We start from the raw sequence: 12,405 nt of genomic DNA, 5'->3' as shown, positions 1-12,405 counted from the left end.
ACAGCTTTGGTTCGCTAAGCTTTTGGCTCAGTTATCTGCTTTGGTTAAAAAGCATAATTAGTTCATCGTACGAGCGAAGCGTTTCAGTAACTTGCTGCTTTCATCTTCGACTTTATCTAAGCTGTTTTTGACGCTAGAGCGGTCAGCGAAGATGTTGTCGAACTCACGGTGCATTACTTCACGAATCTGTGGGTAATAACCTAAGCGGTAACCCTTAGTCCATTCGCCAGATTTTAGGCTTAGCTGCTTAACACCCACTTCGGCGTCAGGTTGCTCGTTGTAGTAACCAGACTCTTTCGCTAAGTCATAAGCGGCTGTTGTGACAGGTACATAGCCAGTTGTTTTGTGCCAGTAAACTTGAGTTTCAGGTTTGGTCAGGTAATCAAAAAACGCCGCGACACCTTTGTCTTGTTGCGGTTTGTGACCATTGAGAGCAAACAGAGCAGCACCACCAATGAAGGTTAAGCCAGCATCCGGGTTGACCGATTTCCAGTATGGGAGGTAAGTGGTGCCTAACTCGAAAGATACGCGGCTACGTAAACCACCGAACGAGCCTGAAGAGCCCATCCACATTGCCACTTCTTGACGTTCGAAAGGGGTTTGGTTCGCATCCCAATCGCTACCGTAATATTTGTAGTAGCCTAGATCTGACCACTCTTTCATCTTGCTAACGTGCATCATCATGTCTTTGGTGTTGAACATGATTTTAGTTGATAAGCCGTCATAGCCGTTGTTCTGGTCTGATACTGGTAGGTTATGGCGTGACTTAAAGTTTTCGAACATGATCCATGGTGTTAGAGATTGAGAGAATGCAATATGACCTTCTGCTTTCAGTTTCTTAGCCACTACTTCTAATTCTTCATATGTTTTGGGTGCATCGACACCGACTTCGGAAAGAAGATCTTTGTTGTAGTACAGAACCGGGGTAGAACTATTGAAAGGCATCCCGACCATTTTGCCTTCGTTATCAGCGTAGAAGTTACGAACCCCCGCTAGGTAATCGTTCGAATCAAAGCTGTAGCCAGACTCAACCAGAATATCTTGTACTGGTTTCGCGACGCCTTTAGCGTTCATGATGGTTGCTGCACCCGCATCGAAAACTTGTAGAATATTTGGTGCTTCACCTGCTCGATATGCTGCAATGCCCGCTGTTAAGGTCTCAGTGTATGACCCCTTGTAGATTGGCGTGATCTCGTAATCGTCTTGTGATGCGTTAAAGTCTGTCGCAATTTTATTGACGGTTTCTCCAAGTTGGCCGCCCATTGCATGCCACCAAGTGATTTGAGTCGTTGCGAAAGCTGGCATTGCTGCTGTTGCCGAAAGAACGCCTGCTAAAATTAGCTTATTCATCTTAGTTTCCTTTTGGATGAAATTCGTATGAGATTTTGATCAAGAGTGTTAACGAGACGGTAGGGGTATCGTTTGAAGTTATCTTGAACAGGGCATATTTCACTTACGTGGCTAAATCGTTTCAGTGGTATGAAAGATTCATTTCGATTTTATTTAAGGGGGAGGTTAATGATGGTTTGGATAGTGACTTTGTTCGTTCCTCTATAAAGGTTTGCTCATTACTGAAAGCCTCTTGATGAACAGGCTTTCAGTAAGATAGAGAGGCAAAATTTTAGTGCGCGATGTCGAGCTGGTTGTCTTTAACGCCGTTAATACGAAACCAACCTGCGATACTGAATCGCTCGGTATTTGTTGTTAAAACCTCGTGTGGAAACTGTTCAGATAAGAACACTAACAAACGGCCGGATTTTGGTGGAATGGTTGCGATGTGATTGTTGTCTAGGTCGTAAATGATTAACTCACCTGCGTCTTCTTCCGTCCACTCATCATTCATGTAAAAAACCGTGGTTAGGCGGCGGTTTTCATTGCCTTTGAAGCAGTCTAGGTGCTTCTGATAGAAGTCACCTTTTTCGTATTTGGCAAAGTGCGCTTCGTACTCGAATAGGCCTAAATAGAATGCTTGGTTTGCAGCTAAACGAATTTGCTCCATTTTGTCTAAGAACAGAGAGGCTGGCTCTCCTGTATCGCGATTTACCCACTGAATTTTGTCACTACGAATAGTCGATTCTTGCGTTACGTCATCGTTACGGCCAATCTTAGCCTTTTTCCAGGCTTCTGGAATGCAATCCTTCAATGCCATCACTTCTTCGTGAGTTAAGAAGTCATCCCAAACAAAGTAACCTTGGGTAGAAAGAGCATCGATTAGTTGGTTCATGTATAGCACTCAGACAATAAATTAGAGGCGCATATATAGTCCTAATAACTCAGGTCAACAAATCACGTATTTTGTCGTCACGATTTATATTTGTATTTTACCAGCGGGGATTGAAAGGAAAAAATTGGAGAAGTGAGTAGTGAGCCTATTGATCGGCTCACTACTGCTTGATTATCGCCCCGTTGATCCTGTGGCGAGGGCTTTGATTTTTACGACTTCGAATGGTCGGGTCCCTGTATCTGTACCGTTATTTAAAGCCGCGGTTCGATCAAGTTGATTGACCGTTATATAAATATAACCATCAGGACCAAATGACATGCCATCAGGCCAAGTTTGGTTGTCTGATAGCGTGGCAATAATTCGGTATCCTTGTGGGGTGGACACTCCGATTGCATTGTTTTCTATATCAGTAACATAAACGTTCTGAGCGCTGTCTACCGTAATGCCATCTGAATAAGATTTATCAGCGTATTTTTCTATATTGCTTGCGACTGTCTGTCCGTTGTTGTCAAAGTGACTCGCTTTTACTCGATAAACGGTGCGACCATTGACGGCCCCGAAATAAACCCATTCGTAAGATGGATCAATGGTGATTGGGTTTAAAGCAAAACCGGTTTTACTGTCGGCTTTCATCGACGGGTGATTTTCAGCCACACGTACCGCTTCCCCTGTCTTGAGATCTACGGTTACAAAGGCTGGAATTGCTTCACTTTTCAGGTCATTTTGAGTCATATCGGCGATTATTATACGCTGTCTTTTTTGGTCTAGCGCAAAGTCTTGGAGGAAGCTTGTCGGTTTCAAAACGGAAGCCGGTATTTTTATCGTTTTGACCAGCGTCTCTTTATGAGTATCCCAACCAGTTATGGTATGGGTTGCTAGATCTAGGATCCACGCGACTCCGTTATCATCCGTACGAATAGCAATGACGGCTTTAAATAGAGAATCATCACCTTGTGCATATTTCATCGTCGGATATGGCGTTTGATTTCCAGCCACACTTAACTCGATGACTTTGGTTGTTGGGTTGTCAAGCGGATGAACACTTAATAATAAACGTCCATCCGGTGTGACGGAAGGGTTGCCCGGACGTTCAGTCATTGTAGCAACAACGGTAGCTTGTTCTGGTTCTGGAGTCAGTTCAGTTTCTGCATACGCATAAGTGGATAAAATAGCGCTCGCAAGAACGGTATTGATTACTGTTTTCTTCATTGTTTTCCCCTTAGTAATTGATGTAAATGTTACTGGAAGGTTGTCAATTTTCAACAGTGCTATGTTTGTTATACTTTCAAATTTTATTTGATAATAGATTGAAACGTATTGTTATAGATAGCTAATAACGGCGATGTTACTAAAATATAAATGCTCTTAAGTGTTAAAAATCAACTGCATGTAACGGACGTTATTACACATACTTATTGATGAGGTATTCGGCTAAGGTTTTTATTATCGGTAGGCAATGATTCAAAAAATTACATTTCAGTCATATTTACTATATTCTGATGAGTATAATTGTTTCAAAATTGTTAAATTTCACCCATCAGCAGGGACAGCGAATAGGAATACAATTTGCAGATTCATACAATCAAAGGTTATATCCAAGACATGTATCTCGTAGAGTACCCAGACAGGCTGCTGTTACTTGATGGCGCGTGCCGAGCGGATATTCCCCATCTTAAAGCTTTCATTGAAGATGAGCTTGGTCGTGAATTTAACGACCTGCATACAGTGGTCGTGACACACATGCATCCAGATCACGCGGGTGCAGCACATAAGCTTAGAAAGCTGACTAACTGTAATTTGGTGGCAGCGAACCGAGATAAGGACTGGTATCAAGGAGTCGATGGTATATTGATGCACCTAACCGATCTTGCCCTTGCAAGGTGGATGGCAAATAGGCTTGGTAAGCCTAGAGCAAATCTGTGGTATTCAAGGAAGCTCAAGCCTGACTACAAACTTTCGGACGGTGATACGATTCCAGGCTTTGATGATTGGCTTGTATTGGAAACGCCAGGACATACCGACAGAGACCTGTCCGTTTATTGTCCTTCGCATAGCGTCGCTTATGTGGCTGATTTAATGGTGGAGGTTAAAAAGAAACTGATTCCGCCGTTTCCCATCTTTCATCCTAACAAGTACCGAGAGTCGGTATCTCGTATTTATGACATGCAGGTTGATACTTTGCTGGTGGCGCATGGAGGACTGGTGGATTTTAGTCAGACAGCCTTTGAACACTTGCTAACGAGTGCCCCAAGAAGACCGGTGACTCATTGGCGTGTAACGAAAATTAAAATGAAGAATTTACTGTTATCTATTTGGCGATTTGGTTTTCAGTATAATGGTAAGTCTTAGAAATAAGTGGAAAACCGCAACACCGAAAGTACTGACTGTAGAAAGGTAGGACATAAATAGGTAAACAAAAATGCCCGTTACGAGACGGGCCTTATTTTGTTATAACCTGTGGTTCGGTTACGATGATTTGGATTAGCGAGTCAGTAGGAATTCACCTGCTGGGTCAACAATCACTTTGTCGCTCATTCCTTGACGACCAAGAAGCATCATGTAGGTCATGTCTTGACGGTTGCTTAGCGTGATATCGATAAGCCACTGTTGATCACCTATTTTAAGCATAGTTTCAATGACACAGCGAGTTTCTACTTCACCGTTTGATGACTTGATTCGCTTACTTGCTTTTAATTTGGTTTTGCAGCGAACTATTTCTTCAAGGTGATAGATGTCTGGGTGTAAATCAAATTCAACGTAGCTTTCACCGTCAGTTTCACTGCAGAGCAGGTTATCCACATGTAGCGAAGAGGTTTTAGCCCCTGTATCTACACGCGTATGTAATCCAGTTATCCCTAACTCCGGTAAGCAAATTGCTTCAGTGTTCCCTATGATCATTTTCTGATTCATGTTTTTTCCAATCATTGGTTTACGGCTCATTTAGTTATTATCGCGGTTAAAGCGATTTTTTAATAGTTAACCTTTTCAATTAGCCTTTGCCGCGAGTGCGGTTTGCATTGGGCTTAGCATTTTTTTCGACAAAGTCAAAAATCATGTCAGCAACATCTTTTCCAGTCGCTTTCTCAATACCTTCTAAACCTGGGGAGGAGTTAACTTCCATTACTACAGGGCCATTTTTAGATTGTAGAATATCGACACCACATAGGTTTAATCCCATGATTTTAGCTGCATTAATTGCTGTTGCACGCTCTTCTTTGGTGAGTTTTACCAGTTGAGCTGTGCCACCACGGTGCAGGTTAGAGCGGAATTCCCCTTTACCAGCTTGACGTTTCATTGCTGCAATTACTTTGTTACCAACAACAAAACAACGGATGTCTGCGCCATTTGCTTCTTCAATGAACTCTTGAACCAAGATGTTCGCTTTTAGGCCCATGAACGCTTCAATAACGCTTTCTGCTGCTTTGTTTGTTTCTGCTAGTACAACGCCGATACCTTGAGTGCCTTCAAGAAGCTTGATAACCAGTGGCGCGCCACCTACGTTTTTGATCAAGTCTTGAATCTTGTCTGGGCGGCTAGCGAAACCTGTTTTTGGTAAGCCAATACCTTTACGAGACAACAGTTGTAGTGAGCGCAGTTTGTCGCGAGAACGACTGATTGCTACTGACTCATTGATACAAAAAGTGCCCATCATTTCGAATTGGCGCACAACAGCAGTGCCGTAAAAGGTAATGGAAGCGCCAATACGTGGAATAACAGCATCGTATTGAGGTAGCTCTTCACCCATGTAGCGAATCTTCGGATTGTTACTCGCAATATCTATATCACAGTGCAGCGTGTCGATAACATCAACATGGTGACCACGAGCTTCTCCTGCCGCTTTTAAGCGAGAAGTAGAGTATAGGTTTTCATTGCGAGAAAGAATGGCGATACGCATGGCGTTTCCTTAGTTAATACCTGATTGGTAACTGCAAATAAATGAGTTGTTCTCTGAGCTTTCAGTTTTTCTGAGGCTCCTTGCTTACTTTGGAGCGAACCTTAAGGCTTTTCGTTTAACTAAGAAAATGAATTAAATTTGTCGAGTCGACAACGTAAGTTTATCGAACGAATGAGTTACTGGTACGGCGGGATTGAAAAGGTATTTGGAAGGAAAAAGCGAGTTGAGACCTAACTCATGTTGGGGGTGGAGCATATTAAGTGGTACTCAACTCGCGTAAACTCGGTGCTAAATGTGTACTAATAACGCCAGTTACATAGCTCTATAAGTGTTCTCAGTGCTTCTCTCTCGAGCTTGCTAGACGTATTTTTTAGCTTATTAAGATAGTATTTTCTCATGGTGATTACTTCTCTTGTATTAGGCTTTGGCGGGAACACGGAGTTCCTTGCTGACTTATTAATTATGGTTATTTAATAGGAACTAATAAACAGACAGGTTTTTTAATAGCTGTTCCTATTTTAGTCTTTTATCACTACTTTTGGGCTAATGTGTTTTATAATGGGCTTAATCAGGAAGGGTTGTTTATAAAAAGGTTCATTATTTGTCTGATCTAAACATGATGCGTTACTACACAAGGCTGAATTCGTTTGAGCCTAACCTCTCACATTCGGTGACCTTAACGGAGGTCGCAGACAAGCTGTTTACCAGTTTGCGTCACGCTCGAACCTTGCTCGGCAAGATGCATCAAGCCGAATGGGTGGTGTGGGAGCCAAAAGTCGGCAGGAATCAACGATCTAACCTGACCTTGTGTTTTAGCAATCAAGAGCTGACTCAACATGTTGCCAGTAAACTGATAGAGCAAGGCAAATACGAAAAAGCACTTTCTATTTTGGAAAATGACCGTGCAATATTTGGGTCTCTACTCCAAAAAACATCTGGTGCAACGATGCGCGAAGGGCTACTGCATGTTCAATTGACTTACAAACGTAAGTTTGAGGATTTGTTCCCACATCATATTCATCGCAGTAGTGAACGATTTTTGATCAGGCAAGTATTTAGCTGCCTCGTCACTTGTAATGGCAAAGGCGAGTTAAAGCCTGAGTTGGCTCATCATTGGGTGTACGATTCTGAAAAATTAACTTGGACCTTTTATTTACGCCCTGGCCTTAGCTTTCACGATGGACACCCAGTCGATGCGAAGCAACTTGTGTCTTTGTTTTCTGCCCTACAAACCTTACCTTTTTATCAGACAGAGTTAGCTCATGTGGCTTCTGTATACAGCGATCAACCATTGAGAATCAGCTTTCAGTTAACTAAAGCAGACACTGGGTTTGCAGGTTTGCTTGCTGGCGTTAAGTATTCGATTCAACCAGCAGCTCAAGTCGCCCGTAAACCGACGCCATTAGGATCTATGTCTCATGCCGTGATTGGAACTGGCCCTTTCAAAGTGGTGGAAAGTAATAACGAGCGTCTAAAACTAGCTGCATTCGAACATTACTATGGCTGCCGATCGTTAACCGATGAGGTCACCATTTGGCAATTTGAAGAATCGATGACGGGGAGCGCTCGCTTTGATGATAGCCAAATGCAGGTTTCGCCTTATCAAGACTCGTCCTGTTTTCATCAATTGGGGAAAAGCGATACGGAACTGGTGTCTGCAGAGAGTGACGGCCTTCGTAGCCGAGTCGAGGACGGGTGTTTATTTATCCTATTTAATCAGAATTCAGCAGTTAAGCCACTCAATAATGAGCAGCGTAAGTACCTCTCAGGGATCGCCAACCCACAAGCTATTTTGTCTCAATTAGAACAGAATCAAGGGTTGTTTAGTGTATCTTTGGCTCAAAATATACTGCCAAGTTGGCAAAGGTTATATCGAACGCCATCAAAGGAAGCTCAACTTCCTCAAAAGATGACTATCGCGGTTTACGACTACTATGCGTTATACCGATGTGCTATTTGCGTATCAGATATACTAAAAAGATACGGCGTTGATGTTGAGGTGAATACCTACAGTTTTAGAGAATTGGCTCAGCTGTCCCAGAGTGGCGAGCTAAAGGAGGATTTGGTGTTGTGTAATTTGAACTTAGATGACAACACACCTTCTTCATTGTTCTCGTGGTTGATGAATGATCCCGTGTTGCATTCCGCACTAGGTGGGACGAACAGCAACTGGCTGAAACAGCGTTTGGATCACCACAAAGCCTCCGTTGAACTGCCTGACTACTTAGCAGAGTTGGAACCTATCGCGTCCACGTTGATTTCTGATTATTGGTTGGTGCCAATGTTTCATCACTTGCAAACTGTGCGTTTCCAAGGGATTTTGAAAAATGTCGCTATCACTAACTGGGGATGGCCAGAATTCAAAAACGTATGGTCAGCCGATTAGTGACAGGTACTGATGGCAACATTTGAATTGAGAACTGAACTCGATAAGCGGTGGCTTTAGAACGTGAGTATTTAAAAATTAGCGTTTGAATACTTACTATTGTTTCGTTGTCTAGCGCTCTAGGCTATCTTACAACATTCGATACTGGCGAATACTAATGATGCTTAAGCGTCAGCGTTAAAGTTCACTGCATGATCTGTTTTTTGAGGCTGTTTACGGGTCAGTCACCGCTTGTTTTTAGTTCCCGCTAATCCGCGATGAACCTTTTTATTATGTGATGTTCAATAATGTGCTTATTACTTTACATTGAATTAGACATTTAGACGTCTAGACGTTGACAAGCTCTAAGTGTGACATTAGTCTGCTCCTCTTCTTGTTTTATTGCGTTGATGTTCCATGTCCAATTCAAAAAATTCTAATGCTGTCATTGCCCCTTCTGCAGTTGCGCTTATCCCTCTGATTGTGTTCCTAGCGCTGTTTATTGGCGTAGGTACGTACTTGTCACTGCAAGGCGTCGATTTTGCTTTCTATCAGCTTCCAGCTCCGATTGCGGCTTTGCCTGCTGTGATGCTGGCGTTGTTGCTAAGCAAAGATAAATTGAACCGTGCTATCGAACAATTCTTAGGTGGAGTAGGCCACAAAGACATTATCGCAATGTGCATGATCTACCTATTGGCGGGGGCTTTTGCGGCTGTGGCTAAAGCTTCTGGTGGCGTCGATGCGACGGTAAACCTTGGTCTATCGGCTATTCCTACGAGCATGATTCTGCCAGGTATCTTCCTGATTTCAGCTTTCATCGCGACAGCAATGGGTACGTCGATGGGGACCATTGCTGCCGTTGCACCGGTGGCGTTAGGCATTGCAGATTCAGCAGGCATGAGCATTCCACTGACTGCCGGCGTTGTTTTGAGTGGCGCGATGTTTGGTGACAACCTGTCTATCATCTCTGATACCACAATTGCTGCGACACGTTCACAAGGTTGTGAGATGAGAGATAAGTTTAAAGAGAATATCCGTATTGCACTGCCTGCTGCTCTTATCGCGATTGTTATCTTTGCTTTCAATAGCACGGCAACCCAGGTTCCTGAAACAGGTCCAATCGAGTGGCTGAAAGTGTTGCCTTACATCACTATCTTAATTCTTGCGGTATCGGGCATGAATGTTTTTGTCGTGCTAACGATTGGTATCTTACTGGCGGGTGGCGTGAGCCTAGGTTCTGTTGAGAACTACGGTATGACGGATTACGCTCAAGATATCTATGCAGGCTTCGGCAATATGCAGGAGATCTTCTTACTGTCGATGCTGATTGGTGGTTTGAGTGAGCTAATGCGTCGCCAAGGTGGGTTGGCGTTCCTGACTAACTTAGTCAGTGGTGTGATTCGTGCGTTTGGTTCTTCACACTCTAAGCAAGCGAATGGCCGTGCGAGTGAGTTAGGCATTGCTGGTTTGGTATCTATGGTGAACCTATGTACTGCAAACAACACGGTAGCGATCATTGTTTCTGGTAGTGTGGCTCGCCAACTGGCGGAAGAGAACAATGTGTCTCCGCGTCGCTCTGCAAGCTTGTTGGATATCTTCTCCTGTGTGATTCAAGGTGTGTTGCCTTATGGTGCACAAGTGCTATTGCTCGGTTCGGTGTTTAACTTATCGCCTTTAGATATTATCACGCACTCATACTACTGTTTTGCACTTGCAATCGTGGCTGTGGTTACTGTGTTTATTAAACACTCGGCTCGCCAAGTTGCTCAAGCATAGTCATTATTGATTTCGTTAAAAGGCTCCCTCGGGAGTCTTTTTGTCGATATATTATGTTTGTTGTCTGTCTGCATTCAAATCTTAATGAGAACTAATTGCAATAATGCTTTACTTTATTTATGGTAGCGGGCTGATGTAGTTACGGATAGCCGGATAAAATGAACGACCCTATTTTCTTTGAACACCTTTTTGAACACGCCAAACAGGTGACTCCCTATTTAGATGGTCAAATCACTCCTCTACCTGAAGCTGAAGCTAACCTCGCTCATAAGCTTATTCATAAAGAGATACCTAGCTCAGATACTCTGCGCGAGCTTTATGAAAACCTTAAGAATGAACACCCAGAAGCAGGGGCTGCATACTGGTTGACTCGAACCTGGACACTGCTTTGCTGGCAGCCTATTTACGTTGCATTTATCTCTATTTACTCTTGCCGCGGTTTACCTGAATTATCCTCAATGGCTCAGCAGGTACACCCTAATTTTATTGGCGGCTATCAATTCCCTTCAACCGCTTATGTCACGGGTTCAGAGGATGAGTTGGTTACACGTGCAGGCCAAGAGCTAGTGTCACTATTTGATTATTTTCGGGAGGAAATGAGTAAGTGGACGCGGATTCGCCCTGGATTCACCAATCATCTGTTTGCCGATGGGATTCTTGGGTGTTTGGTGAAACTGAGTCAATACGCTCCTGAATTACCTGAAGCGTACTTACTTGAACAGGCTCGTTTGTGGCTAAATGCCTGTGCTTTGCCAGAAAAACTTATCCATTCGATTCATTATCATGAACATGAGAAAAAGCTTGTTTTGGTTCGAACCAGCTGCTGCTTAGTTTATAAATGCCAAGGGCGTAAATTGTGTCGCGATTGTCCAAGGCATCCGGACAATAAACGCTAAGGTGATTCTACCGCCTCAGTGTTACGGTACCTCGATACAGAGTAAGCGATAATGAGTATCGTGGCCGAAAACAATATGCACAAATAGATCGGATAAGTGGGTGAAAGGGTTGCCATGAAGGCAAGTAATGATGCCACTCCATAGCCTATCGTGTGTGCCATTGAGAGGTAACCTGCAACCGCACCGGGAGCATCATTTTGTTGTTCTGTTGCGGCAGAGGTATAAGCTGGAACCAATAAAGCGGCCCCGCTCGCGACTACTGCCATTGCAATGCAAAGTACCCAAATATTCGTCACGAGAAATAGAGCAAACCCCATCACCATAGCAAACGCACCAAGTTGATACATGATACGTGGTGTGAGTTTTTTCTTTTTGATTACCAATAGTTGAGTACCGAACGTGCACGCAGCACTGATGGTCAGCAATGCTCCTATGCCGTCACTGATCTGGCTGGTGGACCAATCAGTTATTGAAGAAAGTAAAGGCGAGAAGCTATATTGAAGTAAAGCAATGGCAGCACACAAGAATAATCCACTCATTAGGTATGGATATAGCGTTGGATTGGGTAACCAGGGCTGTGGGCTTTTGTTGTTGGTTTCCTGTTGAGGTTGGTTTGGAATCGGAAGATTTATAGCTCCCATCAGAGCGATACAAGGAAGCGTAACCATGATCATCAATGGCGCAAAAGGGGATAACTTTAATGCCAATATTGAGATAAGTGGTCCGACTAAGCGGCCTGCGCTTAACCCTATGCTGACCGATGTGATGGCTTGAAGTCGGTTTTCCTTACCGCATAAGATAATAGCCCAATGTTGGCTTGCTGGCACCATTCCTGAAACAGTGCAGCCGTAGATAATGCGAGCCAATAGTAGCCCAGTGAAATAGAACGGTATGTAAGAATCCTCACCTTTACTCAAAATCGCAAATAAAGCCAAAAATGAGAAGCTAATCGCCATGCCAATCAGAGCCTGAATAACTACTTTTTTAGGCCCGTGTTTATCACTGTACCTCCCCCAGAAAGGAGCGGATGGCAAAAATAGAAAGCTACCAGTGGCTATCAAAATAGACCATGTTGACAGCCCAAATGCGGATTGTTCTACCAAGAATGGTAGCGAGACCAACAATCCATTTTGCCCAATGCCCATGAGAGCTGCGGCCAAACTTATAGTGGCTAATTGAACGCGTTTGCTATTTGTTCCTGACATATCTTGAGGTACTTGTGGCGATGGTGAGGACGACAATGAATAGC

Annotated in this window: 10 protein-coding genes; 4 read left to right on the top strand and 6 right to left on the bottom strand. The window is 43.5% G+C overall.

Annotated elements, in window-relative coordinates:
* Positions 1-57 precede the first annotated feature (57 nt).
* The 3 genes from OCU50_RS17025 to OCU50_RS17015 all read right to left on the bottom strand — a co-directional run bounded on the left by OCU50_RS17025 (position 58) and on the right by OCU50_RS17015 (position 3,433).
* The gene (locus tag OCU50_RS17025; RefSeq protein ID WP_060469434.1) at positions 58-1,350 is read right to left on the bottom strand and encodes an extracellular solute-binding protein; all 1,293 of its coding nucleotides are present in this window, start codon (positions 1,348-1,350) and stop codon (positions 58-60) included.
* Positions 1,351-1,621: 271 nt separating this feature from the next.
* Positions 1,622-2,224: a 2OG-Fe(II) oxygenase gene (locus OCU50_RS17020; protein ID WP_060469435.1), complete on the bottom strand. Its 603-nt coding sequence runs from the start codon at positions 2,222-2,224 to the stop codon at positions 1,622-1,624.
* Positions 2,225-2,395: 171 nt separating this feature from the next.
* Complete coding sequence (locus tag OCU50_RS17015; RefSeq protein WP_060469436.1) at positions 2,396-3,433, bottom strand: L-dopachrome tautomerase-related protein; 1,038 nt, start codon at positions 3,431-3,433, stop codon at positions 2,396-2,398.
* Between the two features lie 357 nt (positions 3,434-3,790).
* On the opposite strand from OCU50_RS17015, the gene OCU50_RS17010 reads away from it, so the two are divergent.
* A complete protein-coding gene (locus OCU50_RS17010) occupies positions 3,791-4,573 on the top strand; it encodes an MBL fold metallo-hydrolase (protein WP_060469437.1) in 783 nt (260 codons plus the stop codon).
* 132 nt (positions 4,574-4,705) lie between these two features.
* Here the strand turns inward: OCU50_RS17010 and OCU50_RS17005 are convergent, their stop codons facing one another.
* A complete protein-coding gene (locus OCU50_RS17005; RefSeq protein ID WP_046225032.1) occupies positions 4,706-5,134 on the bottom strand; it encodes an ATP-dependent zinc protease family protein in 429 nt (142 codons plus the stop codon).
* Positions 5,135-5,213: 79 nt separating this feature from the next.
* Entirely contained in the window at positions 5,214-6,119 is a 906-nt protein-coding gene (gene rimK / locus OCU50_RS17000) for a 30S ribosomal protein S6--L-glutamate ligase (protein WP_017058742.1), read from the bottom strand.
* A 601-nt stretch (positions 6,120-6,720) separates the two neighbouring features.
* Here rimK and OCU50_RS16995 point away from each other — a divergent pair.
* The 3 genes from OCU50_RS16995 (at position 6,721) to OCU50_RS16985 (ending at position 11,156) form a co-directional block, all read left to right on the top strand.
* Positions 6,721-8,505 carry an SgrR family transcriptional regulator gene (locus OCU50_RS16995; protein ID WP_060469438.1) on the top strand — a complete coding sequence of 595 codons (1,785 nt, stop codon included), beginning with the start codon at positions 6,721-6,723 and terminating at the stop codon, positions 8,503-8,505.
* A 396-nt stretch (positions 8,506-8,901) separates the two neighbouring features.
* Positions 8,902-10,260 carry a Na+/H+ antiporter NhaC family protein gene (locus tag OCU50_RS16990; RefSeq protein ID WP_046225034.1) on the top strand — a complete coding sequence of 453 codons (1,359 nt, stop codon included), beginning with the start codon at positions 8,902-8,904 and terminating at the stop codon, positions 10,258-10,260.
* 158 nt (positions 10,261-10,418) lie between these two features.
* On the top strand, positions 10,419-11,156 hold the full coding sequence (locus OCU50_RS16985) for a siderophore ferric iron reductase (RefSeq protein ID WP_060469439.1): 738 nt from the start codon (positions 10,419-10,421) through the stop codon (positions 11,154-11,156).
* Here the strand turns inward: OCU50_RS16985 and OCU50_RS16980 are convergent.
* Entirely contained in the window at positions 11,153-12,361 is a 1,209-nt protein-coding gene (locus tag OCU50_RS16980) for an MFS transporter (RefSeq protein WP_060469440.1), read from the bottom strand. The two genes, OCU50_RS16985 and OCU50_RS16980, sit on opposite strands and share 4 nt — an antisense overlap.
* Positions 12,362-12,405: the final 44 nt, after the last annotated feature.

The organism is Vibrio toranzoniae (assembly GCF_024347655.1).
In the GTDB taxonomy this organism is placed as follows: domain Bacteria; phylum Pseudomonadota; class Gammaproteobacteria; order Enterobacterales; family Vibrionaceae; genus Vibrio; species Vibrio toranzoniae.
This window is presented reverse-complemented; position numbering and strand designations above follow the sequence as displayed.

Coding starts and splice junctions, on each gene's coding strand:
- rimK (WP_017058742.1), bottom strand. CDS start 6,119: ATGCGTATCGCCATTCTTTCTCGCAATGAAAACCTATACTCTACTTCT.
- OCU50_RS17005 (WP_046225032.1), bottom strand. CDS start 5,134: ATGAATCAGAAAATGATCATAGGGAACACTGAAGCAATTTGCTTACCG.
- OCU50_RS16980 (WP_060469440.1), bottom strand. CDS start 12,361: ATGTCAGGAACAAATAGCAAACGCGTTCAATTAGCCACTATAAGTTTG.
- OCU50_RS16990 (WP_046225034.1), top strand. CDS start 8,902: ATGTCCAATTCAAAAAATTCTAATGCTGTCATTGCCCCTTCTGCAGTT.
- OCU50_RS17020 (WP_060469435.1), bottom strand. CDS start 2,224: ATGAACCAACTAATCGATGCTCTTTCTACCCAAGGTTACTTTGTTTGG.
- OCU50_RS17025 (WP_060469434.1), bottom strand. CDS start 1,350: ATGAATAAGCTAATTTTAGCAGGCGTTCTTTCGGCAACAGCAGCAATG.
- OCU50_RS16985 (WP_060469439.1), top strand. CDS start 10,419: ATGAACGACCCTATTTTCTTTGAACACCTTTTTGAACACGCCAAACAG.
- OCU50_RS17015 (WP_060469436.1), bottom strand. CDS start 3,433: ATGAAGAAAACAGTAATCAATACCGTTCTTGCGAGCGCTATTTTATCC.